The organism is Arthrobacter endolithicus, from assembly GCF_026627425.1.
Taxonomy (GTDB): Bacteria; Actinomycetota; Actinomycetes; order Actinomycetales; family Micrococcaceae; genus Arthrobacter_M.
Genome location: NZ_JAPNLH010000013.1, coordinates 27369 through 53778 on the forward strand (window position 1 = coordinate 27369; position 26410 = coordinate 53778).

Annotated in this window: 22 protein-coding genes; 9 read left to right on the forward strand and 13 right to left on the reverse strand. The window is 63.7% G+C overall.

Going from position 1 to position 26410, the window contains the following annotated elements; all coding sequences use genetic code 11:
- Positions 1 to 182: 182 nt before the first annotated feature.
- Positions 183 to 1631, reverse strand: a complete 1449-nt coding sequence (locus OS914_RS12395) for an NAD(P)H-quinone dehydrogenase (RefSeq protein WP_267546371.1) — start codon at positions 1629 to 1631, stop codon at positions 183 to 185.
- A 50-nt stretch (positions 1632 to 1681) separates the two neighbouring features.
- Between OS914_RS12395 and OS914_RS12400 the strand changes: the two genes are divergently transcribed.
- The 4 genes from OS914_RS12400 to OS914_RS12415 all read left to right on the forward strand — a co-directional run bounded on the left by OS914_RS12400 (position 1682) and on the right by OS914_RS12415 (position 5963).
- Complete coding sequence (locus tag OS914_RS12400) at positions 1682 to 2539, forward strand: purine-nucleoside phosphorylase (protein WP_267546372.1); 858 nt, start codon at positions 1682 to 1684, stop codon at positions 2537 to 2539.
- Positions 2540 to 2742: 203 nt separating this feature from the next.
- On the forward strand, positions 2743 to 4740 hold the full coding sequence (locus tag OS914_RS12405) for a phospho-sugar mutase (protein ID WP_267546373.1): 1998 nt from the start codon (positions 2743 to 2745) through the stop codon (positions 4738 to 4740).
- Between the two features lie 187 nt (positions 4741 to 4927).
- Positions 4928 to 5677 (forward strand): deoxyribose-phosphate aldolase, encoded by a 750-nt coding sequence (gene deoC / locus OS914_RS12410; protein ID WP_267546374.1) that lies wholly within the window; start codon positions 4928 to 4930, stop codon positions 5675 to 5677.
- Positions 5678 to 5750: 73 nt separating this feature from the next.
- Positions 5751 to 5963, forward strand: coding sequence for a hypothetical protein (locus OS914_RS12415; protein WP_267546375.1), 213 nt, complete (start codon positions 5751 to 5753; stop codon positions 5961 to 5963).
- An 85-nt stretch (positions 5964 to 6048) separates the two neighbouring features.
- On the opposite strand, the gene mfd is transcribed toward OS914_RS12415, so the two are convergent.
- A complete protein-coding gene (gene mfd / locus OS914_RS12420; protein WP_267546376.1) occupies positions 6049 to 9657 on the reverse strand; it encodes a transcription-repair coupling factor in 3609 nt (1202 codons plus the stop codon).
- A gap of 225 nt (positions 9658 to 9882) precedes the next feature.
- Here mfd and OS914_RS12425 point away from each other — a divergent pair, with 225 nt between their 5' ends.
- Both OS914_RS12425 and OS914_RS12430 read left to right on the forward strand, forming a co-directional pair.
- Positions 9883 to 10398, forward strand: coding sequence for a DUF2505 domain-containing protein (locus OS914_RS12425; RefSeq protein WP_267546377.1), 516 nt, complete (start codon positions 9883 to 9885; stop codon positions 10396 to 10398).
- Positions 10399 to 10446: 48 nt separating this feature from the next.
- On the forward strand, positions 10447 to 10677 hold the full coding sequence (locus tag OS914_RS12430) for an SCO4848 family membrane protein (RefSeq protein WP_267546378.1): 231 nt from the start codon (positions 10447 to 10449) through the stop codon (positions 10675 to 10677).
- A gap of 40 nt (positions 10678 to 10717) precedes the next feature.
- Here OS914_RS12430 and OS914_RS12435 read toward each other — a convergent pair whose 3' ends face one another.
- Positions 10718 to 12445 carry an ATP-binding protein gene (locus OS914_RS12435; protein WP_267546379.1) on the reverse strand — a complete coding sequence of 576 codons (1728 nt, stop codon included), beginning with the start codon at positions 12443 to 12445 and terminating at the stop codon, positions 10718 to 10720.
- 184 nt (positions 12446 to 12629) lie between these two features.
- On the opposite strand from OS914_RS12435, the gene nhaA reads away from it, so the two are divergent.
- Positions 12630 to 13961: a Na+/H+ antiporter NhaA gene (nhaA, locus tag OS914_RS12440; RefSeq protein ID WP_267546380.1), complete on the forward strand. Its 1332-nt coding sequence runs from the start codon at positions 12630 to 12632 to the stop codon at positions 13959 to 13961.
- A gap of 135 nt (positions 13962 to 14096) precedes the next feature.
- Entirely contained in the window at positions 14097 to 15797 is a 1701-nt protein-coding gene (locus OS914_RS12445) for a sensor histidine kinase (RefSeq protein WP_267546381.1), read from the forward strand.
- 64 nt (positions 15798 to 15861) lie between these two features.
- Here OS914_RS12445 and OS914_RS12450 read toward each other — a convergent pair whose 3' ends face one another.
- Positions 15862 to 16233, reverse strand: a complete 372-nt coding sequence (locus OS914_RS12450) for a response regulator transcription factor (protein ID WP_267546382.1) — start codon at positions 16231 to 16233, stop codon at positions 15862 to 15864.
- Between the two features lie 38 nt (positions 16234 to 16271).
- Positions 16272 to 16667, reverse strand: a complete 396-nt coding sequence (locus tag OS914_RS12455; RefSeq protein ID WP_267546383.1) for a hypothetical protein — start codon at positions 16665 to 16667, stop codon at positions 16272 to 16274.
- 383 nt (positions 16668 to 17050) lie between these two features.
- On the opposite strand from OS914_RS12455, the gene OS914_RS12460 reads away from it, so the two are divergent.
- On the forward strand, positions 17051 to 18760 hold the full coding sequence (locus OS914_RS12460; RefSeq protein WP_267546384.1) for a sensor histidine kinase: 1710 nt from the start codon (positions 17051 to 17053) through the stop codon (positions 18758 to 18760).
- A 65-nt stretch (positions 18761 to 18825) separates the two neighbouring features.
- Here OS914_RS12460 and OS914_RS12465 read toward each other — a convergent pair whose 3' ends face one another.
- From OS914_RS12465 to OS914_RS12500, 8 genes are all read right to left on the reverse strand, one after another.
- Positions 18826 to 19698 (reverse strand): response regulator transcription factor, encoded by an 873-nt coding sequence (locus OS914_RS12465; protein ID WP_267546385.1) that lies wholly within the window; start codon positions 19696 to 19698, stop codon positions 18826 to 18828.
- Positions 19699 to 19905: 207 nt separating this feature from the next.
- On the reverse strand, positions 19906 to 20478 hold the full coding sequence (locus tag OS914_RS12470; protein WP_267546386.1) for an alternate-type signal peptide domain-containing protein: 573 nt from the start codon (positions 20476 to 20478) through the stop codon (positions 19906 to 19908).
- A gap of 736 nt (positions 20479 to 21214) precedes the next feature.
- A complete protein-coding gene (locus OS914_RS12475; protein ID WP_267546387.1) occupies positions 21215 to 22138 on the reverse strand; it encodes a hypothetical protein in 924 nt (307 codons plus the stop codon).
- Positions 22135 to 22785: a signal peptidase I gene (locus OS914_RS12480; protein ID WP_267546388.1), complete on the reverse strand. Its 651-nt coding sequence runs from the start codon at positions 22783 to 22785 to the stop codon at positions 22135 to 22137. The genes OS914_RS12475 and OS914_RS12480 overlap by 4 nt, the downstream gene beginning before the upstream one ends.
- Before the next feature lie 11 nt (positions 22786 to 22796).
- Positions 22797 to 23381: a SipW-dependent-type signal peptide-containing protein gene (locus OS914_RS12485; RefSeq protein ID WP_267546389.1), complete on the reverse strand. Its 585-nt coding sequence runs from the start codon at positions 23379 to 23381 to the stop codon at positions 22797 to 22799.
- 99 nt (positions 23382 to 23480) lie between these two features.
- Positions 23481 to 24038, reverse strand: a complete 558-nt coding sequence (locus tag OS914_RS12490; protein ID WP_267546390.1) for an alternate-type signal peptide domain-containing protein — start codon at positions 24036 to 24038, stop codon at positions 23481 to 23483.
- 471 nt (positions 24039 to 24509) lie between these two features.
- Positions 24510 to 24980 carry a Fe-S cluster assembly sulfur transfer protein SufU gene (sufU, locus tag OS914_RS12495; protein ID WP_267546391.1) on the reverse strand — a complete coding sequence of 157 codons (471 nt, stop codon included), beginning with the start codon at positions 24978 to 24980 and terminating at the stop codon, positions 24510 to 24512.
- Positions 24977 to 26368 carry a cysteine desulfurase gene (locus OS914_RS12500; RefSeq protein WP_267546392.1) on the reverse strand — a complete coding sequence of 464 codons (1392 nt, stop codon included), beginning with the start codon at positions 26366 to 26368 and terminating at the stop codon, positions 24977 to 24979. The genes sufU and OS914_RS12500 overlap by 4 nt, the downstream gene beginning before the upstream one ends.
- Positions 26369 to 26410 lie beyond the last annotated feature (42 nt).

Consider the following 26410-nt stretch of genomic DNA (forward strand, 5'->3'; position numbering starts at 1 on the left):
TTGTGTGCCACTGGTCCCGCAAATTATCCAGCCGTCAACCCTCTCACAAGCATACTTAGTGCCAGCGTTGAAGGAGCGTTTCCGCCCGTAAATTTCAGCTCGACGGACCCTCTTAAGGAGGAGCGGATTTTCACGGCACCCGTCCATTTCCACGGCAATCGCGGCCGGGAAGGCGCGCAATCCTACATGTGCACGTGCAGGCGCCGCGCGGCCTCCGAAATGGAACCGCTGAGCGAGGGGTAAACCGTGAAGGTGCTGGCCACATCGTCCACGTGCAGCTTTTGCGTGACCGCCAGGGCGATCGGAAAGATCAGTTCGGACGCTCCCTGGGCCACCACCACACCGCCGATGACCGTCCCGGATCCCTTGCGCGCAATTATCTTCACGAAGCCGTCCTTGAAATTACGCATCTTGGCCCGGGCGTTGGTGCGCAGGGACAGCGTGAACACATCTCCCTGGAACTTGCCGGAGGCCAGATCCGCCTCGGACACGCCCACGGAGGCGATTTCCGGTGAGGTGAAGATATTGGAGGAAACCTGCAGCAGCTTCAGCGGCCGCACCCCATCGCCCAGCAAATGCGCCACGGCGATCCGGCCCTGCATGGCCGCGACTGATGCCAGCGCGAAAACTCCGGTGCAGTCGCCCGCCGCGTAGACGTTTGACGCCGTCGTCCGGGAGACGCCGTCGACCTTGATGTGCCCGCTCTCGGTGAGCGCGACGCCGGCCTGCTCAAGACCGATTCCCTCTGTGTTCGGGATGGAGCCCACGCACACCAGGCAGTGGCTGCCGGTGATTTCGCGGCCGTCGCTGAGCGTCACGACGACGCCGTCCTCGGTGCGGTCGACGGCGGCAGCCCGGGAACGCGACAGCACTGTCATGCCGCGGCGGGCGAAGACATCCTCCAGGACTTGCGCGGCATCCGAATCCTCCCCCGGGAGCACCTGGTCGCGGCTGGAAATCAGCGTCACCTTGGAGCCCAGTCCGTTGTAGGCGGAGGCGAATTCGGCGCCCGTCACCCCAGATCCCACGACGATCAGCTCCGGCGGCACCTCCTGAAGGTTGTACAGCTGAGTCCAGTTCAGGATCCGCTCGCCGTCCGGTTTGGCCGTCGGCAATTCGCGCGGATGAGCACCGACGGAGACCAGTATCGCGTCCGCCTCGACGATTTCAGTGCTGGCCTCGGCCCCCTCACCGACGGTTGCTTCGATTGTCTTGTTGTCCAGCAGCCGGCCCGTGCCCAGAATAATCCGCACACCCACACGTTCCAGGCCGGCACGAATATCGGCCGATTGGTCGCCGGCCAGGCGCATGACGCGCTCGTTAACCGCCTTGAGGTCGGCGCTCATCAGCGGAACGCAGTCACCCTCGCCCCCACCCAAATCGAACCGCACCCCAAGTGCGGCGGCGTCGGTCATGCGCGTCATCGCGTCGGCCGTCGCGATGAGTGTTTTGGACGGGACGACGTCGGTCAGCACCGCAGAGCCGCCAAGTCCGGCCCGCTCCACCACAGTTACCTGCGCGCCCAAGGAGGCGGCGACGATCGCGGCCTCGTACCCGCCCGGCCCGCCGCCCAGGATCGCGATGCTCGGAGCGGACTGAGTGGAAAAGAGATTATGGCTGGTCACAGTCATTCATTCTCGCCCATCGCGTCCATCGGCATCAAGTTCGGTAAGTTATTCCAATGTGTACATCTGATTCTTCCTTCACAGGCGAATCCGCCGCCGTTTCCACCGCCTCCCCCGGCACCGACCCGACGGAATTGGCGGCTGCGGCCGCTGCCTACATCGCAGAGCACACCGGCGTGGCCTGCCACGATATCGCCCTGGTGCTCGGCTCCGGTTGGGGCGAAGCGGCGGAACTGATCGGCAAAACCACGGCCACGCTCAACGCTGCGGACATTCCCGGCTTCTGGGCGCCTGCTGTCCAAGGCCACGTCGGAACCGTCCGCTCCGTGCTGACCACCGCGGGGAGACGCGCCCTGGTGCTCGGAGCCCGAACCCATTTCTACGAAGGAAAAGGCGTGCGTGCCGTGGTCCATGGTGTGCGGACTGCTGCCGCGTGCGGCGCGAAGACGTTGGTGCTGACCAACGGCTGCGGCGGCTTGAATGAGGCATGGACACCCGGCACACCGGTGCTGATCCGCGACCACATCAACCTCACGGCGGCTTCTCCTCTGGAGGGTGCCACGTTCGTGGACCTCACCGATCTGTATTCCGCCCGGCTGCGCGCCGTGGCCCATAAGGTTGATCCGGGGCTGGACGAGGGCGTCTACGCGCAATTCACCGGCCCACATTATGAGACCCCCGCCGAGGTGCAGTACGCCAAGCGGATCGGCGCGGATCTGGTGGGAATGTCCACCGCGCTAGAGGCGATCGCGGCCCGCCACGCAGGCATGGAGGTCTTCGGGATTTCACTGGTCACCAACCTGGCCGCCGGAATCAGCCCCGATCCGTTGAGCCACGCGGAAGTGCTCGCTGCAGGCCAGGCGGCCGGGCCGAGGATCTCCCGGCTGCTGGCGGACATCATCGCCCTGCTCTAGACGCGGTTCGTTCGGCGGTGTGGACCGTTCGGCGGCGCGGACCGTTCGGCGGCGCGGACCGTTTGGCGGGCGGACTGTTCTTCGGGTACGAAGCTTGCGCGGCGTGCACTCCTGCGAAAGCTTGGCACCCATACCTGCGCAGCTTCCGCCGGGTCACCTCAGGGTGCTCTGAGCCGTTCTCCGCGTCACGATAGGTTGGAGCCATGACGCTTTCGGACACCGAGCTCCAGCCCCTGCTGCACTCCGCCCGGAGCTGGGCGGATCAGGACCCGGACCCGGTGACCGCCACGCAATTGAGGGCCCTGATAGTTCGTGCCGGCGGCCCCGGGTCAGGCGGCGCCGTTCCGGAAGCCGGCGGCGCCGTTCCGGAAGCGGGCAGCGGCGGACCGGCTGGTGCGGCGATGACTGCGGACGCTGCCCAGCAGGAGCTCGCCGACAGCTTCAGCGGCAGCCTGCAGTTCGGCACGGCTGGCCTGCGCGCTGCCATGGGTCCGGGCCCGAACCGGATGAACCGGGTCGTCGTCCGCCGGGCTGCCGCAGGGCTCGCCGCATACCTGCTGAAGGCGAGCGCGAAGCACCCTACCGCCGTGCCCGCGGAGGAGACTTCCGGACAGGCCGCGCGCCGCACCGAACGCGGGCCCCACTACCGGCCGCGCGCCGTCGTCGGCTTCGACGCCCGCCACAATTCGCAGATTTTTGCCACCGAGAGCGCCGCAATCCTTACCGCCGCCGGCATCGAGACCTTTCTGCTGCCTGCCGCGCTGCCCACGCCCGTCCTCGCTTACGCCGTCCGGGAGCTCAATTGCGACGCCGGGGTCATGGTGACGGCCAGCCATAATCCTGCCCTGGACAATGGCTACAAGGTGTACCTTGGCGGCCGGACCGTGCCGGGCGCCGGGCAAGGCGCACAGATTGTCGCTCCGTTCGATGCCCTGATTGCCGCGGAAATTGCCGCCGTCGGTGCGCCGGCCAGCATAAAACTGGCCACTGCGGGCTGGACCGTGGTCGGGCCGGATTTCACCGCCGGGTACCAGGACGCAGTGCTCTCCCTCGCTGATCCGCTGGCTTTCCCTTCCCGCGATCTGTTGATTGTCTACACACCGATGCATGGCGTGGGTGCGGAAACTGCCGTCGGTGTGCTGCGCGGCGCGGGCTTCGAGAATATTGCCGTCGTGGCTGAGCAGGCGCGGCCGGATCCGGACTTCCCCACGGTCGCGTTCCCCAATCCGGAGGAGCCCGGCGCCCTGGAACTGGCCCTGGCGCTGGCCCGGGACAGGGGAGCTGACATCGTTCTGGCCAACGACCCCGATGCGGACCGGGCCGCCGTTGCCGCACTGGACCCATCCACCGGCAGTTGGCGGATGTTGCGCGGCGACGAGGTAGGAGCGCTGCTCGGCGACCACCTTGCGCGGCGGTTCTCCGGCCGGTCTGCCGGCAAGCCTGGGTCGTCCGGCGCAGTTCAGGCGGACGACGGCGGCGGCCCCGGTGCCGCCGTCGAACCCGGTGCCGCCGTCGAACCCGGTGCCGCCGTCGAACCCGGTGCCGTTCAGGACAGCCAACCCGCCGTGTTCGCCAACTCCATTGTCTCCTCGCGGCTGCTTGCGCGCATCGCGGCCTCGCACGGCCTCGAGCACACCGACACGCTGACCGGCTTCAAATGGATTTCCCGCGTGCCGGGGCTGAGCTACGGCTACGAAGAGGCCTTGGGCTACTGCATTGCACCGGAGCTGGTTCGGGACAAGGACGGCATCTCCGCGGCGCTCCTGATCGCCGAGCTGGCAGCCGAGGCGAAGGCCCGGGGCAGGACCATTTTCGACACTCTCGATGACCTTGCCCTGGACCACGGTCTGCACGCCGGTGACCAGCTCAGTCTTCGCGTTGCGGATCTGTCCCGGCTCACCACTATGATGACGTCCCTTCGGCAGGAGCCGCCAAGCAGCCTGGGCGGGTCCTGCGTCGAAACGTTCACTGATCTGGCTCAAGGCTCCGCCACCTTACCGCCCACGGACGGTCTACTGTTCCGCACCGCGGATAACAGCCGCGTGATCATCCGGCCCAGCGGAACCGAGCCCAAGCTCAAGTGCTACCTGGAAGTTATTGTTCCCGTCAGCGTAGCGGCGGATCTTCCGGACGCCCGGCTCCGTGCCCGTGCGGCCTTGGACGCTACGCTAGCCGATGTCCGTGTGGCCCTGGATCTGTGATCCCCTGAGATGACCGAAGCTCCACTGTGCTGGTGGCGGGCACGTCCCGGATCGGGATCCTGCTGGTTGGTTGACGGCGGCCGGAAATGGCAGTAACCGGTTGTCATCGGACAACGGCCGTGTCGGTGCGCTATGGGAGCATTGAGCTAACTGATTCTTCTTGTCTGACTCTTGGAAAGGCCTCCCCTTGACCTCTCTGCCCGGCACCTCAGCCAGCGCCGCCCCCAGCTCAGAGCTGGCCCGGTATATTGACCACACGCTGCTCAAACCTGATGCCGGCGAGGCGGACGTACTAAGGATCTGCGCCGAAGCCGTGGCCAACAACTTCAAATCCGTCTGCGTGAATCCGATCTGGGTCAAGACCGTGCACAACGCGCTCAAGGGCAGCGGGGTGCTGACCTGTTCGGTGGTTGGTTTCCCGCTCGGCGCCACCCCAACGGATGTCAAGACGTATGAGGCCCGGGGCGCCGTCCTTGATGGCGCGGACGAGATTGATATGGTGATCAACATTGCCGCGGCGCGTGCGCTGGACCGCGGCGCACTGGTGGAGGATATCTCTGCCGTCGCCGAAGAGGTGCACGGCGGCGACTCAATTCTGAAGGTGATAATCGAAACGTCTCTTCTCACCGACGACGAAAAGCGGCTGGCCTGTCAGGCTGCCGTCGAAGCCGGGGCGGACTTTGTTAAGACGTCAACCGGGTTCAACGGCGGCGGAGCAACGGTGCAGGACGTATCGCTGATGCGTGCCGCCGTCGGCCCCGAAATAGGTGTTAAGGCCTCCGGCGGAATCCGCACGCTGGCCGATGCCCGTGCCATGATCGACGCGGGTGCAACCCGTATCGGTGCCAGCGCGGGCATCGCCATCCTGCGCGAGGAAGCCGGCCGCCCGACAGCGGATACCGTGGCCGATGACGGCCATCCAGCGGGATCGTACTAAGCTTTTAGCCAGAACCGCAAGGCGTGCAGTCCGCGCCCCACATCACACCCCTTTTTGGGGGCCAGGAGGAAACATGTCCAACCGTGCGCAAGAGCGTGAGAACAATCTCGGGCAGAGCGTTATACTCTTCGTCATTTTCTTCGTGCTCTTTCTCGGCGGCATCTTCGCCATGTCATTCCTGTCACTGTCCAATGCGTGGCCGATGGCAATCGCGCTCGGGCTGTGCTTCGTGGGCCTGGTCATCCCGTTGACCTGGTTGAACAAATCCGATTCGGGCGCCAAGTAGGTTTTTCACAGCGGCAACCTTCCGGCAGACGCACGACGGCGGCGCTCGTTTCGATCGGGCGGCCGCGGTCCGCGGCGCTTGGCCGCTAATCGGTGAAGATCGCCTCCAGCACACCCTGTGCCCAGGTCAGCACCTCGGCGTCCGCCAGGTCACGGCCGCCGATCCGTGCCGTTTTCGGCTTCGGAATCAGCACCGCATCGAGCGCATTCTTGACCATGGAACCCGGATACATCCGCTGCAGCCGCATCAGCTTGGACTCGGGGAGCCGGGCCGGCGCAAACTTGATGAAATTGCCCTGCAGCGCCACGTCCGTCAGCCCCGCGGCACGCGCAGCGACGCGGAAACGGGCGACGGCGATCAGGTTTAGTGCCGCTGCCGGTGGCTCCCCGTACCGGTCGGTGAGCTCTGCCAGTACTTCCGTGATCGCGTCCTCCGTCGCCGCTGCTGCCAATTTGCGGTAGGCCTCCAGCCGAAGCCGTTCCCCCGGAACATAATCGTGCGGCAGGTGCGCATTGACCGGCAGCTCAATCTTCATTTCCGCCGGACGTTCTTCCGACTCGCCGCGGTAGTCCGCTACAGCCTCGCCCACCAGACGAATGTAGAGGTCAAAGCCCACACCCTGAATGTGCCCCGACTGCTCCCCCCCGAGCAGATTTCCGGCACCACGGATTTCCAGGTCCTTGAGCGCCAGCGCCATTCCCGCACCCAGTTCATTGTGCGCGGCGACGGCCTTGAGCCGCTCCAGCGCCACCTCGCCCAGCGGCTTGTCGAACGGATAGAGGAAATAGGCGTACGCACGCTCGCGTCCCCGGCCCACCCGGCCGCGGAGCTGGTGCAGCTGTGAGAGCCCGAAGTTATCCGCCCGGTCCACGATGAGGGTATTGGCATTGGAAATGTCCAGTCCAGTCTCGATGATCGTGGTGCAGACCAGCACATCAAAGCGCTTTTCCCAGAAGTCCACAATGATCTGTTCCAGCCGGGATTCGCTCATCTGACCGTGCGCCACGGCCACCCGCGCCTCCGGGACCAGCTCCTTCAGATGCGCGGCCGTCCGTTCAATGGACGAAACCCGGTTATGCACAAAGAACACCTGCCCCTCGCGCATTAGCTCGCGCCGGATCGCCGCCGAGGCCTGCTTGTCCGTGTAGGCCCCCACGTAGGTCAGCACCGGATGCCGTTCCTCGGGAGGGGTGGCCAGTGTGGAGGTCTCCCGGATCCCCGTCAGGGACATTTCAAGGGTGCGGGGAATCGGCGTCGCGCTCATGGCCAACACATCCACGTTGGTGCGCATCTTCTTGAGCTCCTCTTTATGCTCCACCCCGAAGCGCTGTTCCTCATCCACAATCACCAGGCCCAGGTCCTTGAACTGCACCTCTTTGGAGAGCAACCGATGCGTGCCAATGACCACGTCCACGGCTCCGCTGCGCAGACCTTCGACGGTTTCCTTGCTTTCCTTCGCCGTCTGGAACCGCGACAGCGGCTTAATCCGCACCGGGAAGCCGGAGAACCGCTCACCGAAAGTCTCCAGGTGCTGCTGCGCCAGCAACGTCGTCGGCACCAGCATTGCCACCTGCTTGCCGTCCTGAACCGCCTTGAACGCCGCCCGGACCGCGATCTCGGTCTTCCCGTAGCCCACATCGCCGGAAACCAGCCGGTCCATCGGGATTTCCTTTTCCATATCCGCTTTGACCTCGTTGATCGTGGTCAGCTGGTCCGGGGTTTCCACATAGGGAAACGCCTCCTCCAGTTCGCGCTGCCACGGCGTATCCGGAGCGAAGGCATGCCCGCGGGTCGCCATCCGGGCCGAATACAGCCGGATCAGCTCGCCGGCGATCTCCTTAACCGCCTTGCGGGCCTTGGTCTTGGTACTGGCCCAGTCCGAGCCGCCCATTTTGCTCAGCGCCGGTGCATCGCCGCCCACATAGGCAGTGATCTGGTCCAGCTGATCGGTCGGAACGAAGAGCCTATCCCCTGGCGCACCGCGCTTGGCGGGCGCGTATTCGAGCACCAGGTATTCGCGCAGCCCGGCTCCCCCACTGGCGCTGGTGGAAACCTTCCGCTGCATCAGCTCGACGAATTTGCCCACGCCGTGCTGTTCATGCACCACAAAATCGCCCGCCCGCAGCTGCAGCGGATCCACGGCATTACGACGTCTGGACGGCAGCTTGCGCATATCGCGGGTTGAGCTGACCGAGTTTTTCCCGAGTAGGTCCGCCTCCGTCAGGAGCCCCAGCTTGAGCCCGTCGAAGACAAAACCACGGCCGACGACGGCGGTGGTGATCTCGATGATGCCTGGCTGTGGCGGCTCGTCCAGACTGCCCACCCGCGCTGCGGGAATATTGGCCTCATGAAACAGCTCGGCCAGCCGCTGCGCCGGCCCTGGGCCCCCGGTCGCTACGACCAGACGCCACTGATCGCGGACCCGTGAGCCAATGAACTCCATCATCTCGGCCACGTCCCCCTGGTATCCACGCGGTTCGCGGGCGGGCAGGTTCAACACATCGATGTCCGGAAGCAGGTCCTCATCGGTGCTGAAGGAGGTGATGGACCACCAACTCACGCCGGCGGCGAGCGCACTGGCGCGGGTAACGGCCAGGGATTTGAAACTTGCCGCCGTCAGGTCCAGGCCCTCCTGCGAGGCCAGATCCAGCGGGGCGACTCCGCCCTCGGAAGCGGTGGACCAGGCAGCCTCCAGGAATTCCTCGTTCGTGGACTCCAGATCATGGGCACGCGCACGGACCTTCTCCGGTTCCACCACCACGGCCACAGAGCCGGGCGGGAACAAGGACGTCAGCGGGACCATCCCGTCCACTAGTGCCGGAGCCAGGGATTCCATCCCTTCCACGGCAATGCCACCGGCAATCTTTTCCAGCATGGCTGCAGCAGCGGGCATCTTGTCCTTGAGCAGAGCGGCACGCGACATCACCGAGGGCGTGATCAGGATTTCCCGGCACGGCGGCGCATACAGCGTCCTCGGGTGCTTTACGCCTTCCGTCCCAAGCGAGCGCTGGTCGGCCACCGCAAACCAGCGCATCTGTTCCACCTCGTCGCCAAAGAATTCCACCCGGATCGGGTGGTCCTCGGTGGGCGGGAAAACGTCCAGGATCCCGCCCCGCACGGCGAACTCACCGCGGCGGGTCACCATGTCCACGCGCGCATAGGCAGCCGCTGACAGACGGGTAATCAAATCGGTGAAGGAGACCTCATCGCCTACCGAGACAGTGACCGGCACCAAGTCTCCAAGTCCTGCCACCAGCGGCTGCACCACCGCCCGGACCGGTGCTACAACTACGCGTAGTCCGTCATCAGGCTCCGGATGGCTGAGCCGGCGCAGCACAGCCAAGCGGCGGCCCACCGTGTCCGAGCGCGGCGACAGTCGTTCGTGCGGCAAAGTTTCCCAGCTGGGAAACTCCGCCACCGCGTCGCGGGGCAGAAACGCGCGAAGCGCCGCTGCGACATCTTCGGTTTCCCGTCCAGTCGCGGTCACTGCCAGAACGACTCCGCCCCGCCCCGCCGGACCGGAAACGGCGGCCAGGCCCTCGGCCACCTCGGCGAGCAGCGCGGCCCGCAGCCCCGACGGAGCCCCGAACTGGAGATCCTGGCTGCGCTCGGCATGCGGGGTCGCTGCGTAGCGACGGACCCGCGCGAAAGCAGGATCGTCCAGCAGGGCAGTTCGCAAACCATTCAGGCTCATGGATGTTTCTCCTCGGCAGAACAAAAGGCGCAACACAACAACCCGAAGTTCATAAGGAACGCCGGGGACGGACTAATCTTACGCGCCGAACGTCCCGGCCCCGAGGGGTCCCCTGGCGGCGGGGGCACACGGTTTGCCGGTTCGCCTCCGCCGTCGGGCGGGCCGCGGCGCTGACTGTATCCTAGGATCTGCCGGACGCCCGCTCAACAACTTATCGGAGGAACCATGGCGCTGCGCGCAACCACAACTCTTTCCCACCCCGTGCAGCGGGTCACGGCGGTTTTTACCGATGAGGACTTCATCCGCAGCAGCACCGAATCCATCGGCGGAAAACTGACCTCGTTCGAGCGCAAGGGGGCGCTGGACTCAGCTTTCACCACCAAGACGGTCCGCACGTTGCCCACAGACAAACTCCCGGATCTGGCCAGGAAATTCGTCGGTCCCTCAATCACCGTCACCGCGCTCGAAGACTGGTCCAGCCCAGCGGCGGATGGTTCCCGCGAGGTCGCTGTTACGTTCACTGTCGCCGGCGCACCGCTGACCGTGACCGCCGTCGAACGCGTTCTCCAGCAAGGCTCCGGCAGCCTGGTGGAGGTGGAGGGAACCGTCACCTCTGCCGTGCCGTTCCTCGGCCCAAAGATCGTTGAAGCCGCCGAGCCGATGATCGGCAAGGCCCTGAACCTGCAGGCCACGCATGCGCAAAAGTGGCTCGATGATCACCGGGCGTCCTACCCCGCCTGAGGCCACGGAACCGACCGACTACATACCCACAAAACTGGAGACCCCCTCGTGCAGCTCCCTCTTGCCCTGTCCATCGTGCTGATCATTTCCGGTCTCTGGTCTCTGCTGGTCTGGCCGCAGTTCATGCGCCGGATCCTCAAAGATCCCCGGGCGCGCGATCAGGACGGCCGGGCCACCCGGTTCCTCACCATTCACCTCATGCTCGTCTCCACCTCCATGGTGCTCGGGCTGGCGACCGCAGTGATCGGCATCCGCACCCTGGTCAGCCCCACTGGGTAGCAGCACCTGCAGCCGAAACGCGTTTTGCGTGACGTAGCTGCTACCCAGTCGGGACCGTGGCGGGCAAAGTGACAGACATCGTCGTACCGCTGCCCACCGTGGATCTCACGCTGACGTCTCCACCGTGGCGGACCACGATGCCGCGGGCAATCGCCAGGCCCAGTCCCGTCCCGGGAATGGCGGCGGCTGAGGCATTTGTGGCCCGGAAAAAACGGCCGAATAGCTTGGGCAGGTCCGATTCCGGGATGCCGATTCCGGTGTCGGAGACATCGACGGTGACCGCGGCGGTTCCGTCTGCGGCCGCTGCTTGCCGTCCGACGAGGACCACCCGGCCGAGCGCGGGCGTAAACTTCACGGCGTTGGAGACGATGTTGGTAAAGACCTGTTCCAAGGCCGCTGCATCGCCGCCGACGAGCAGGGACCCTTCGGGATAGTCACACTCAAGGCGCACGTGCTTGGCCGTCGCGATCGGCTGCAGAGCTGCGACGACGGCGGTGAGCAACATACCGAGGTTAACTTCGGCAGTTTGCACCTCGTCAGCAACGGATTCGATCCGGGAAATCGTGAGCATATCCTCGATCAGTTGCCGCAGGCGATTGGCATTGCGGTCGACGATATCCAGCATGGCCAGTGCGGTCGGCGGAACCGGACCGCCGGCACCGTCGCGGACCATATCCAGATATCCGGTGATGGAGGTCAGCGGGGTGCGCAACTCGTGATTCACGGTGGCCACGAAGTCACTTTTCGCCTTGTCCAGTTCCAGCAGGCGCTCCATGACGATCTGCTGCGCAGTGATCAGATGACCCTGCACCAAAGCATGCTCGAGGTATCCGCAGACCTGCTGGACCAGCGTGACCTCCGCCGTGGTCCAGATCCGCGGACCGTCGGTCATCAGCAGCCAAACAATGCCGAAAGCGGCCTTGCCTTCACCAAGCGGGATGGCCAGGGAAGCCAAGACCTCCGGCGCACATACACCCTCGGCCAGGTCCGCACCATCGGGCAGCCCCTGGCGATCCGCGTGGTTATCCACGGCCAAGGCCCTGGTCGAGGACCAGAGCCGGTCCGCCAGATGCTGCGTTGGTCCGCCCGCATCCTCCCATGGCAGCTCCACGGCGCGGAGCCCCGGCCTGTTCCATTCCGCGGTGAGGTACGGGACCCGCGAATCTTCAAAGACGTGCAGCCAGACGCGATCGGCCGCAAAAGTCTCCCCCAGACCGGCGACCACGTGGGCGGCCATGGAAGCGGGATCATTGGTGCTGCGGACCTTCACCAAAATGGCGCGGGCATGCTCCCGCAGCCGTTCAGCCCCCTGCCGGGCAATCCGCAGCTGGCCGAACCGGGCCAGCACGGTGGTGATCCGGTGCACGAAGGCCGGCCCGAAGAACGGCGCTATGGCGTAGTCGGCTATCCCCGCGGCGAAACCCATGGACATGTCCGGCATCCCGGAAATAGTCGTCAGTCCGACAACCGGTGTGCCGGCGGCGTATTGGTCCCCGTGCAGCAGGCGCAGGGTGTCGATGGCGGACGAATCGGGCCCGTCTACGTCCAGAAGAATGATGTCCGGTTTCAGTTCTTCCGGTCCTGTCAGTTCGTCCGGCCCCAATAATCCGTTCGACCGGGACACGACCGCAAGTCCGGCCGCCTCAAGTTCGGCGGTCACGCCCCGCCGGGTTTTCGCGTCCGGATGGATGACCAGGGCCGTCAGCGCCGCCGTCCGCCGGGATGGAACAACCACAGCCCGCTCTGCTGCGATTGTGTCTGCTGCCACCGGATCTACCGTCACCGTGTCTATCGTCGCCGCCCCCTTGCAGTCGAAAAGACATATATTAGGGCTACCCTACCCGGCAGGCGAGGCATCGACGCACCGCGCTCCGGTACACTAAGGACCGGTGCGCCGGGAAGTCTGGTCGGCAATTGCTTTGCCGCACCCTCCACCGAATGTGAGACTCCCGATGCCAACGTCAAATTCCCCGTCAGATCCACGCCGGAATCGGCCGGTGACACGTATCTTCAGCCGTTCCAGCTACCCCGAGAATCTGCGCGTAGCCGCTATTTTGCGAAAGGAGACCGTAGGCGGGGCTCTGCTGCTGATCGCGACCATCGTCGCCCTGATCTGGGCGAACTCCCCCGCATCGGAGAGCTATTTCGCCCTTCGCGACGCCACCGTTGGGGTGGATTTTCTGCACCTGATGCTGCCGCTGGGCCATTGGGCGTCCGACGGCCTGCTGGCAATTTTCTTCTTTGTCGCCGGGTTGGAACTCAAACGTGAATTTGTCGCCGGAGATTTGCGCAACCCCAGCCGGGCGGCGGTGCCGGTGGCAGCCGCTTTGGGCGGCGTGGCTCTGCCCGCGGTTTTCTACACACTGCTGAACCTCACCGCCGGCCCCGAGGCATTGCGCGGCTGGGCCATCCCCACCGCCACGGATATCGCCTTTGCCCTCGCCGTGCTGGCAGTGATCAGCACGCATCTTCCCTCGGCCCTGCGCACCTTTCTGCTGACCCTGGCCGTGGTCGATGACCTCATCGCCATCGCCATTATCGCCGTGTTTTACCCCGGTGAGTTGCACCCGTCGATGCTGGCGTTCGCGCTCATTCCCCTCGCGGCGTTCACCTATCTGGTGCAGAAGCGGGTCAGGAACTGGTACCTGCTGCTGCCGCTTGCCTTGGCTGTCTGGGTCTTGATCCACGCCTCGGGCATACACTCGACCGTCGCCGGCGTCCTGCTGGGCTTCGCCGTCCCGGTGCTGCGCTCGGGCAAAAATGGCGGACCAGAAGCCGGCCCGGGGCTTGCGGAGCATTTCGAGCACCATATCCGCCCGCTGTCCGCCGGCGTGGCCGTGCCGCTTTTCGCCTTCTTCTCAGCCGGCGTCGCCATCGGCGGCACCAGCGGCCTCACGTCTGCGCTGACCGATTCGGTAGCTGTTGGCATCGTGGTCGCCTTGGTCGCAGGAAAGGCGTTGGGCGTATTGGGCGCTACTTGGCTGGTCACCAAAACCAGCAAAGCCGAGCTCGACGACGGCCTGGCCTGGATCGACGTCGCCGGCCTTGCGCTCCTGGCCGGAATGGGTTTCACCGTTTCGCTGCTGATCAGCGAGCTGAGCTTTGGCATGGATTCTGCGCATAATGACCATGCGAAGGTCGCAATTCTGGCAGGATCCCTCATCGCGGCACTGCTGGCAGCCATCGTGCTGCGGCTGCGCAACAGACGCTATCGCGCTCTTGCCGAACTCGAGGCGGCAGACCAGGACGGCGACGGGATCCCGGACATATTCGGTAAAGTGTGAGGTGCGACTGCGGCCGACGGGTCAACGGTGGCCGCCCGCGGCCGTTATCGACGCCGAGGGCACGGGTAGTCACGGCCGACCCCGGCCCGGCCCGTCGTACTCCCTCTCACCGCTCCCTCTCTCAAAGGTTTCCGCATGAGCTCCATGGTCCGCTCGCCGGCAAGGGAAGTTCCGCTGGCCACGCTGCTCGTGGGCGGCGGCGGGCGCTATTCCGCGCTGATCCGCCTCCTGCCGCTGGCCGTCATCATGATTCTGACCGGCATCGTATTCAGCGCGGCGTATCCACAGCTCCTTGCCGAGGCATCATTTGTCGTCGGTTATCTGGTGCTCCTGGGAGCCATGGTCCTGGCCGTGCTGGTGCCATGGAACAGGCTCCCCCGCAAGGCGCCGCTGGGGCTGCCGTTACTGGGCCTGCTGGCCATCGGATTGGCACGGGTAGGGTCCCAATCCGTGCTGGACGTCCTCGGACTGCTGGCGGTTTTTCCGGCCATCTGGCTGGCCACATCGGATAAGTACCGCGGCGTCGCCGTCAGCACCGCCGGAACAGCCGCGATCGTCGTCGTTCCTTTGCTTCTGGCCGGTGCGCCGGTCACGTCGCAACACTGGGCCAGACTGGTGCTGCTGCCGCTGGTGGTAGGAACCGTGGGGCTGACAGTCAGCGTGATCACCAGCCGCCTTGAAGCGCAGACCCGGGGGCTGCGCGCCGCTACTTTTCGGCTCAAAGCGGCCTTGGCCCGTGCCGGGGAGCAGCGGCAGCTGCTGCAGTCCATTCTGGACGCCGTGGAGGTCGGTGTCGTCGCCGTGGATGCTGACGGCAACACGCTGCTGACCAATAATTCCGGGCTCGCAAGAGAAGATCGGGCGGCGAAAGGTGCGCAACTTCGTGGCGCCCCCAGAGTGGAATGGGAGGCGATGGGCGAGGGCACCAAGATCATGTATGAATCCGACCGGCTGACCCCCATCCCGGCCGAGCGCCGGCCGATCGCCAGGGCAAACCGGGGCGAAACCTACAGCAATTACCTGTTCTGGACCGAGGAGCGGGGGCGCCGACGTGCCTATTACGCCACCTCCCGCCCGGTCCTGGACGCCGAAGACCGGACCACCGGGTTTGTCATAGCGTTTTCCAACGTCACCACGCTCATGGAGGCTACCGCTGCTCAGACGGGGTTCGTGGCATCGGTCTCCCATGAGCTGCGGACCCCGCTGACGTCTATTCTCGGCTATACGGATCTGCTGCGCGAGCGGTTAGAGGATTCTGCCGTCAGCCCCGGGCCCGAGCTGGATGTTATTGAGCGCAATGCCGAAAGGCTCCGCACCCGCGTGCAGGATCTGATGTCCGCCGCCGAGTCCACACTGAGCATGACGCCGGTGCAGATGGATCTGACCGCAGTCGTACACAGTGCCGTGGAATCCATTGCACCGGCCGCCAGTACCCGCTCCATCAGCATCATCAACGAAACCCGCGGTCCGCTGGTGGCGCTGGTCGACCCGGAGCGCATCTGCCAGGTGCTGGACAACCTCTTCTCCAACGCCATCAAGTACAGCGGGTCCGAAACCACCGTGACGGTCCGGGGCCACCGGGACGACGCGGCCGGGCAGGCTGTCCTGGAGATCCAGGACCAAGGCATCGGGATCGCCGAAGAAGACCAGGACGATGTCTTTAACCAGTTCTTCCGGACGGAGACGGCGCGCAATTCCGAGGCAAAGGGTTTCGGTTTGGGTCTGAATGTGGTCAAATCCATCGTGGAGCGGCACGGCGGTTCCATCCGGTTGCTCAGTTCGCCGGGCAACGGGACGACGGCGGTCCTGCGGCTGCCGCTCGGAGCCTCCGGGTAGCTTCCGGGCCGGCGGGGCTACCAAGGACAGCCACCGGTGCAGGCGCTGGGGCTCCCTGCAGGGGCTAGGGCTTCCGGTGTTTGGCGACCGCAATCCTGTCCAGCAGTTCCTGTGGCCGGAACGGCTTAGTCAGGTAGTCATCTGCCCCTGATTCCTGCCCACGCAGCATGTCGATGGCTTCCGAGCGCGCAGTCAGGAGCACGATGAAGGCGTTGCTGAACTGCCGTATCTGCCACGTCACTTCCAGCCCGTCGATATCCGGCAGGCCGACATCGGCCGTAATCACCGACGGCCCGTAGGTCCGCACCGCGGCGACTCCCTCGATCCCGGTTGCGGCAGTGTGGACGTCAAAACCTGCTTGGGTCAGGATGAGCGAGATGAGTTGGCGGATATCCGCTTCATCCTCGATCACGACGGCAATTGGACGTGCGTTCACCGGGCTCCTTCTGTGGCTGCTTCATGGTGCGGGAAAAACTATACTGGCATGTTACTGAAGCGGCTGGGTCGGCGAGCGTCCAAGGCCAGAGCCAGTACGGTCGAGTGCCCAACAATACCCGCACCAGCGCCTTCCGCCGCCGCGTAATCACCGCGGGCCAATGCTGTTTCAATGCAACAGCACAGCTGCTCCATGCGAAGCGCCCCGATCATCGCTGAGGTGATCTTAAGACTTAAAACTGCGTCCATGGCCACCGCGGAATCCTGTTTTCGCAGGGCAAGGAGGATCCGGCTGACGCGACCGGGCAGCAGCGCCAGGAAGGTTGACATGAAACGTTGAACGGCGTCGTCATTCTGCGTCTCCTCGCACAGACGCGCCACGGAAGTCCATTCGACGACGGGTTGAGCCACACCAGCATCGGTCCCTTCAAGCATCTGTGGTCTCTAGCGTCCCGCACTGTGGAGAGACCGGCTTTCGCGGTGCGGTCACGGTGATCACTCCATTCCGGGAGGTTGGCGAAGGGGAGCAGCCGTGTTATGCCGGCCGGCACGAACCATACTGCCTGCCCAACCTCAAGTGCATGCCCTGAAGACGGACAAAAAATCCGCAAGATTACCGAAATACCTCTGGCTCGTTGGCTGGATCCGCAACGAGTTCGCCCGCAAAGCCGTCCCGGACGTCGCCTGCGGGTGCGGTGTGGTGCTTTATAATTGAGCTGCGCCACCGTTGTGGTGCTTTGACTTTTTGAAATGCTGTGCCGAAAGGGTCGGATGTATGTCGGATCAGTGTGGAAAAGAGCCCGTTGTGAGTGAAGTTCGTGAGTAGAAGCGGACCCAATGCGCTGATTAACCGCTACTTCTACCAGCAAAGCCTGCGCGTCCGCGTCGTACTCACGCAGCTCCCGGTGACCATCACCGTGGCACTGATTGTGGGTCTTGCGGCAGTATTCCATCCCGACGCCCTGGAGAATCCGCTCTTCCAGATCGGCCTCTGGGGACAGGTCGTGCTACTGCTGGCCTGCGCACTCATTCCGTGGGGTCGGCTGCCGTACCCAAGTTTCCTTGTCATTCCTTACCTGGACTTTGTCGCGGTGGGATTCTGTCGTGAGGGCAGTATAAATTCCCTGATGGGAGTAGGCCTGCTGGCGCTGTTTCCGGTCTTCTGGTTGGCTGCCTCCGGCGTCGCCCGCAGGATCGCCATCATCGGTGGCACTCTGGCGACGCTGCTGATGGTCTGGATTCCCGTTTTTCTTGCGCCCGGTCCCACCACCGCGGAGCAGTTGGGCCGACCGCTGATTCTGCCGATGATGATGCTGGCCTTCGCCATTACCGTCGCTGTCATGACCGCCAGCATGGACGCCCAACGTGAGCAGCTGGAGGAAAAAGACTCGGCGCTGCGGGAGGCATTGGCCGCCAGTCACGACCGGGAGCGCCTTCTCGACGCCATCGTCAACACCGTCAGCGTGGGCCTGGTGGCCGTGGACGCAGACGGGCACGACGTGCTGATGAACCGCAAGCAACGTTTGTTCCATCAGCTGGCGGCTCCGAAGGATAATGCCGACCCGGCAGAGGCAGACCTACTCATTTTCGCAGCCGATCGCTGCACCCGGTTGGCACCCCCCGAACGCCCGGTGGCACGTGCCCTTCAGGGGGAGAGCTTCTCCCAGGTCCTCATCTGGGCGGGGCAGGGCAACGAAGCCCGCGCACTCTCCGTCACTGCTCGTCCCATTCACGGTTCCGACGGCCGAGCGGGAGGGTCAGTGGTGGCTTTCTACGACGTAACGGAGCTCGTCTCGGCGCTCACGGCCAAGGATGACTTCGTTTCCAACATCTCCCATGAGCTGCGCACCCCACTGACGTCTATCCTGGGCTATTTAGGGCTGGCGCTGGATGATCGCACCGTTCTCACCGAAGAAGTCTTCCAGTACCTCAAGGTGGCAGAGCGCAACGCGGACCGGCTCCTGACTCTGGTCGCTGACCTGCTCTCCACCGCGTCGCGGACGATGGCAATTAAACCGCGCCTAACCAATCTGGCGGAGATCATCGAGGATAGCCTCGATTCGGCCGGACCGCCCGCCGCAGAGAACGGCGTCATCCTGGTCAACCACGGCCGGGAACTGCTCTACGCCACGCTGGATGTCGGCCGGATCGGCCAAGTGCTGGATAATCTCATTTCCAATGCCATCAAGTACTCGCCGGACGGCGGCACCGTCACCGTTCGGACGAGTACCGAGAATGGTTCGGTGGTCTGCGAAGTTCAGGACCAGGGTATCGGCATGGACGCAGAGGAGCAATCCGCGGCATTCGACAGGTTTTTCCGCGCCGGACCTGCACTTAGCCGGGCCATTCCCGGCGTCGGTCTGGGGTTGCTGATCACCAAGACAATCGTCGAAAACCACGGTGGCACCATGCATTTACGCAGCGAACCAGGCGTGGGCACCACCATCGGTTTCACTATTCCCCTGCAGGCAACGGCCGAACAGACAACGCCAACCGGCAGTGGTCGAGCAGTTCCGGTGCCGCGGTAATTCCCACGACGGGATCTTGTCAACCGTGCGGCCAGACGCTGTTCTACCGTGACTGGTCCTCTGGTCTAGGGCGCCAAACGGTAACCCACACCACGGATAGTTTTAACCCATCGCGGTGCTTTAGGATCATCCCCCAACTTGCGGCGAAGATTGCCCATGTGAACTTCTATGGTGCGTTCATCCGCATCGCTGATGTATCCACCCGTATCGTAGTCATCGTCCCGGAGCCGGCGCACCAGATCCGCTTTCGTCCGCACCATCTTGCCGCTTTCCATTAGCGCGTGCAAAAGGTCGAACTCGGTGCGTGTCAGCTCCAGTTCGGCTCCATCGACTTCGGCCGATCGAGTTGCCCCGTTGAGCAGCAGTCCGTTGTGCAGCAGGTTGCCCGCATCCCTGGTGAGGGTGCCTGTTGACGCTGATCCCCCGTTGGATGTCATCACGGCGGATTCTGCCATGGCTGTTGTCCCGAAAGCGACGGCATTTACGGACAGAGCTGGGGCATCGACGGTGCCGTCGGACGGAACCTCGGCCGTCCTGCTGTCGGCCGCAGAGGTCGGTTCGTGCCCGCGCCGCGGGCGGCGGAGCATGGCGCTGACGCGGGCGCGCAATTCACGGGGGCGGAAGGGCTTCGTCAGATAATCGTCTGCCCCAGACTCCAGCCCCATAAGCGTGTCCAGCTCCTCGGCCCGGGCCGTCAGCATAATAATATAGCTGTCGCTGAACAGCCGGATCTGGCGCGCCACCTCAAAGCCATCAATATCCGGCAGTCCCAGATCCAGGGTGACGATCGTCGGCGAGAATTCCCGCACGGCTTCCACCCCTGCAGCGCCACGATTTACTGCATGGACTTCAAATCCGGACTGGTTCAAAACCACTTCAATCAGTTCACGGATGTCCTGATCGTCCTCGATAATAACGGCAACCCGAGGACTATCCATCCCCTACCCCCACGATTCTGTTAATACCGGCAAGACTTTTGAGACCGGCAAGCTATGCGTACGTGCACTGCATCGTAGTATAACGGGTTCGTAGGTGTTCCGGGTTTTACCGTGCCTGCTGGCAGGACTCATGGTGCTGCTTTCGCATCCCTGCCGAATTTTAATCCCAGGTCTTTGACTGGCTCCGTATGGTGGCGAGGAAAAGGCTTACTGTGCGTTCGCGGACACCGGAGCCTGCTGCTCCAGCTTGTAGCCAACCGACTTGAAGTCATACGTCTGATTGATACTGTCGCGGTTGCTGGTGGACGCCAGGAACGTAAAGGTTGTGGACGCAGTCACGAGGTGCCCGTTGACTGCAGGCGTCAGAACCGTGCTGGCGGAAATCGGGCTGGGTGCGGATGCGGTAACTGATTTGTCGTTGAGTGCCGTTGCCGACACAACGACGCTGGCGGGTGTGAAGCCGGTATTCGCACCGGCTCCGGTCAGGGACAGCTTAGCGGCCATCAGGTCACCGGTCAGGGTCATCTTCAGGTCCTGCGTGTAGGTCAGCGTATCCCCGGGAACGACTCTGTAAGCCTTGACGTCAACAACAGTGCCGGCGGCATTCGTCCATTTCCCGCTGTTGGTTGCAGTATTCACCTCGAGGTTCAAGTCACCGGAAACAACCGAACCCATGGAGGCGCTCTGCGCCTGGTTCCAGGTAGCGAGCGTTCCGCCACCGCCAACCAGCAGAACGACGCCGACACCGGTTGCGATTGCGCCTTTGACCATCTTGTTCATTGTGAAGCCCCTCGGTTCCTGATCTTTATCAGCAGGCCTTCCCGCTAATAAAGACAACCATCCGGCAGGCCGCTCAAGAACGTCATCTGGAAAACTGGAAGATCCCCGGAAGAACTTCTCAATCTTTGCGCAAGTTCTACAACTACCTCAAGGAAGCATCAAGACACTATGAATCAGGGAGAGCAACTGTAAGACCATACCGAACCAGATTTGTCGATGCGAAATGAAAACTCGGTCACCTCGCCCGCTGTTGCTCCGTTTAGCGGCTGCAGCGTTATCCTGAACGGGCCATGACCCTGACCCTGTGCGCCTGGTTTCACCCCAAACCTTGCCTCGGTGGCCGGAGGTGTGGCACCGGAGTGGCTCACGGTCTGTAGATAGGTTTGAGAACCAGAGTTATCCTGCTTCGGCTCCACTATGTAACTGGTTGCGTTGGCGGAAGCAGGCCAAGTGATGATGAGGTCAGAAAGGGGCTTACCTGAGTTAGCGTCCGCTACGCATCGAATGTCGGCGGCGCGGACAGCTGCCGGGGCCAACGCACCAACTGTTACGGCGATCGTCGCGGTTGCGCTCTGCTGCCACTTTGCAACTGCCACCGCTGCGCCGGCTCCCATGAAGGCCACCAGAACGAAAGCCACCGCGGCGGCTGTGAAGCCCGGTAGCGCGCGCATCCTCGCCATCGCACCGGTCGCTGCAGGCAGTTGACCGGACAGGCCCGTACGTGGGGTATGCTCGCTCATGCGTTCTTCCTCCGTCTCCGTACGGCGCTGATCAGATAGAAAGCCGGCGTCGCCAGCACCACCAATACGGCCCAGAACGGGTTGTTGACGATCACGTTGCTGTGCGCGCTGGCACTTTCGAACGTCGGTGCCGATAATTCTCCACGCGGTACACCATCCTTCGGCTCAGCCACGCGATCCATGGCTGCGCCCGCTGCCGCCGCGCCAACGCCGCCGGTGCCCTGGGTTTTTACTACTGCAGCCACGCCCCGGCCCACTGCAGTCCCTGTGCCCGCGGCGCCTGCCGACCGAAGGCCTGGGACCCTGGTCCCGGCGCCGGTGCAGGCATTCAACGCCGGCCCGCCGGCAGTGGCGTCCTGCAGCATAAATACCACATCGAAATTTGCTTTTTGCGAGCGCGTGTCATTGGTGGCCGCCAGCTGCAAAGCCAAGACCATATCCAGCTCAATGGCATGCCCCGGCAGCAGACGCCAACCGGACATGACCTGCCGACACTCACCGGGCGCAGCGAGCGCCATGTTGGCCGATTTCAACGAACCGGACTGCATCTGCAGGCCCAAATTCCGAGCCAACTCAGCATCTCCGGGGCCGCTCACTGCCGCAACGGATAGCGTGGTAGCGTCCGCGCTGTCGTTGCGTACCCAGATACGGGCCGTGCTGGACGCGCCGGGAACGTACCCACCAAGTGCGGAAAAGATGGGCCCGGTGATGTGTTCGGAATAATGCAGTCCGTCACTGCTCAGCAGCAAATTGTTTGCCGCTGCCCGGGCCGGTGCCGGGGACAGAACCACCACGAACACGGTCAGCATCGCCAGGGCGAGGACCGATGCTGCACCGTGGACACCCAGGACGGGATGGCGACGACGGCGCTGGCGGAACGTCGTCGCTGCCGCCGCCTTCGTCGGATTCTCGTGGCTCATGCTGCGGCCCGGTTGGCTTTCTTCAGGAACGCCCCGCGGATGGTGGTGAAGACACCGAATGCAATCAGCGCAACCCCGCCAATCGGCACCAGCGCGCCGCGGTTCACCTGGCCGGCCGCATTTGCCACGAAACCTACATAGGGCACCGCGTAAAGCAGCTTTCCGCGCACCTGAACCTCATGGACCGGGGCCTCGTCCTCCAGGGAATTATTGTCACCCTTGGTGGTGAAGACCCGCTCGCCATTTTGCGTGGAACTGACCGATACGATCCGGTGGCTGATCACCGCAGGCTTACCTGATTCGATTTGGTACGTAATGATGTCCCCGACCCGCAAGTCCGCGAAAGGCTTCGGCTTGACCACCATGAACGTGCCGGGCGCGTACTTCGGGGCCATGGAATTGGTCAGCACAGTGTACGTCTGGGAACCAGTGACCAGCGGAACGAGGATCAGCACTAACGCCGCAAGGGCTGCCAGCACCAGGACGACCAGCGAAATCGAGCGGCCAACGAATCGTACCGCTTTCCCTGCGGGGCTTCGAACCACTTCGCCGCGACGACGGCCGGAACGATCGGCCAGGACAGCACTGGCACTAAGAACAGCACTGCCCTTCGGAACGGCGGCATCGGTCCGCGTGGTCTTGGACATAGCGTTCCTTCTCAAAGCTGGTCGACGGTGAGCGGAATGGAGATGCCGGCGCTCTTACCTTGCAGCCTTCCGGGCGCACTGGCGTCAAGCGTGACTTGAAAGCAAAGAACACCAGTCATGTTTTTGGCAATATCCACAGAGGCCATGTTTTTTGCGCCGGCATACAGGGCTGCACTCTGGCACTGCGCCAAAGTGTCCGCAGCAACGGCCTTAACACTCAGAACGGAAGCGAAGCCGCTTCCCGAGCTGTCAGTTATACCCGGTGTACCTGCAGTGGCCCTGATCTTAAAATCTCCTCCAGCGTTGGTGACATTTCCCAGTTGCACTCCCGCATAGACGGACTGCCCCGGGATGACCACACCGATGGGCGTCGTGCTGAGGGCAACGGTCGCTGGTAGGCCGTTCACCGTCATATCCGTGGTGGTATTCGTGGGGCCATCCGTGAGGCTGACGCGGAAATCCGCTGCCTGCACGGTGCCGGCATTGGAGTTCACGGCTGAGTTCCACAAAGCGTAGGTTCCCTGCACCGTCAAAAGACCCAGCACGACGGCGGCGAGGACCAAGCCGGCCGCCTTCAGTGCTCGTGGGGTATGCATAAACTCTCCGGAAGGGGTGGCGGTGTGCCGGCATTAAGCCGCACACCGCCGGGGTTTCAGTTCAACAGATCCGCTCGGCGGCCCTGTTGGCCGGTCGTGCTAGGAGGCGTTAGCGGCAGGCGGTGCCTGCTGCACCAGCTTATAGCCCACGCCGGCGAACTCGTACGCCTTCGTGGCGGCGCTGTCACGGGCGTCCGTGCTGCTCTTGAAGGTGAAGGTAGTGGAGGCGGTTACCACGTGACCGTTGACCGAAGGCGTCAGAACGTCGTCAGCAGCAATGGCTTTCACGCCATCCTTGATGGTGGTGGGAGCAACCACGACGTTCTTATCCAGAAAGCTGGTGTTGGCCCCGGTACCGGTCACGGCCAGCTTGGCGGCCATCAGGTCACCGGTCAGGGTCACCTTCAGGTCCTGCGTGTAGGTCAGTACATCTCCGGGAACCACCCTGTAAGCCTTGATGTCAACAACAGTGCCGGCGGCGTTCGTCCATTTGCCGATGTTGGTTGCCGTGTTCACCTCAAGGTTCAGGTCACCGGAAACAACCGAACCCATCGCGGCGGTCTGTGCCTGGTTCCAGGTAGCGAGCGTCCCGCCACCACCGACCAGCAGAATTACGCCAACACCGGTTGCAATTGCGCCTTTGGCCATCTTGTTCATGCTGAAACCCCTTGATCTGAAAGTCTTGCTCAGCAGGCCTTCCCGCTGGTGAGTACAACTATCCAGCGGAAACCATAAGAACAAGCGCCGCAAATCCGGAAGATCCGCGGAAGAAAAACGCAACCTTCCGGCAAGAGCGGCGAAGCCTCAAGACGATGACAAGGAAACCTCAAGAAAGGCACAAAGTCCCGGGCCTATGGCGGATTGACAGCAGGGTCCTACGCTGCCCAAGGACTTCCCGTCAGCAAAAGCCTTGCCTCCTCTGTCACCCTAGGCAAGACCGGCACCGGCGCTCCGGCTGGTCCGACCGGCGTACGCGGTATCGGCTGCCGCTTAGGTTACGGGATCGGCCGGCAAGGCTTGCGCTGACGGTCACTGCTGTAGCGCAAAGACGATGCGTCAAAGCATCCCCAAGCTAAGGCAGTTCGGCACGAAGATCTGGATATCGGTAACCTTCGGTGGCAGCCGGGCCTAGTGTACCGCCACCGCTTGGTGAAGGGCCTGTTCCGCGGCTACCCAGGCGAGCATCGCGCATTTGACCCGGGCCGGGTAGCGGGAAACGCCGGAAAAGGCCGCAGCGTCACCCAGCATTTCCTCATCGCCGGCTAATTTGCCGCGGGAGCGCATCACCTCACGGAAATTACCGATCAGCCCCAGCAGCTCCTCCGGCCCGACCCCTTCCGCCAGTTCGCTGAGTACCGAGGCCGATGCCATCGAGATGGCGCAACCGGCGCCGTTCCAGCGCACCGAGGCGACCTTGCCGCCGTCGACCGTCACCCGCAATGTGATTTCATCCCCGCACACCGGATTGAGCTGATGGGACTGCCCGATGCCCGGGAACACGGGAGCAGCGGCCGTCTGGCTTTCAGGCAAGTCTCCCCCGGTCCGCACTTTGGCGTGATCCAAAATGATCTGCTGGTACAGCACGTCCAGGTCGCTCATCTGCGCTCCCCTGAACCATCGGCGCCAAAGTAGCCGCGGACATGAGCCACCGCGTCGAGCAGCTGGTCGATTTCATCCGTCGTGTTGTACAGGTACGTGCTCGCGCGGGTGCTCGCCGTCAGACCGAGCCGGCGGTGCAGCGGCTGCGCGCAATGATGACCGACGCGAACGGCAATGCCGCGTGCGTCCAAAAACTGGCCGACGTCGTGCGCGTGCACGCCGGCAACGTCGAAGGCAGCCAACCCGGTGCGTTCCCGGCCCGCCACCGGACCGAGCACCCGGACGCCGTCGATCCCCTGCAGGCCAACCACCAGGCGCTGGCCCAACTCCATCTCCCACCGGTGGATCCGCTCCATGCCCGTCTCCCCCAAGTAATTCACCGCCGCAGCTAGCCCCACCGCCTGCGACACCGGCTGCGTTCCCGCCTCGAAGCGCTGCGGCGCCGGCAGATACTGCGCCCCGGACATATTGACGCTGGTGATCATGGAGCCGCCGGTCAAAAACGGCGGCATCGCGTCCAGCAGTCCGGCGCGCCCGTACAGCGCCCCAATCCCGGTAGGACCGAGCATTTTATGGCCGGAAAAGACGGCGAAATCCACGTCCAGCGCGGTCAAATCCAGCGGCAGATGCGGCGCGCTCTGGCACGCGTCCAGCACCACCAGCGCGCCCACCCGATGCGCCATCGCCGTCAGCTCCTGCACCGGGTTAATGCTGCCCAGCACATTGGAGACATGGGTAAAGGCCAGTACCTTGGTCCTGCCGGTAATCAGACGCTCCGCTTCCTCCAACCGCAGCGCGCCGTTGTCGTCAATTGGAATGAAGGTGAGCTTGGCCCCGGTGCGGCGGCACAGCTCCTGCCACGGAATTAGATTCGCGTGGTGCTCCATTTCGGTCACCAGCACCTCATCTCCCGGCTTCAGGAGGAACCGCTGCGCCGCAGACCCCGCATGACCCACGCTGGCGTTGGAGAACGAATAAGCCAGCAGATTCAGCCCCGCTGTGGCGTTGGCCGTCCAGACAAGCTCACTGTCCGTGACGCCGACAAACTCCGCCACCGTTGCGCGGGCGTCTTCGAAAGCATCCGTCGCCTCGACCGCCAGCTGATGCGCGCCCCGGTGCACAGCTGCATTGCGTTGCTCATAAAATTCCTGCTCCGCCTCCAGCACACTGACGGGATTCTGCGATGTGGCGCCGGAATCCAGGTAGACCAACGGCCGAGCGTTGACTTCCTTGTTTAGGATGGGGAAGTCGTTACGGATCCGGCGCACCTCGGCGTCGGTGAGCGCGGTGGGGCCGTGTTCCTGCCATTTGGAATCCGACTGCTTCGTTTTCTGTTGCTCTGCGGCGGAGTTCAGGGCCAAAACAGTGCTCCTCGTCGAAAAGGTCATGTTAATGATTCCTAATTGTCCCACGCCGGGCTGGTTTGGACT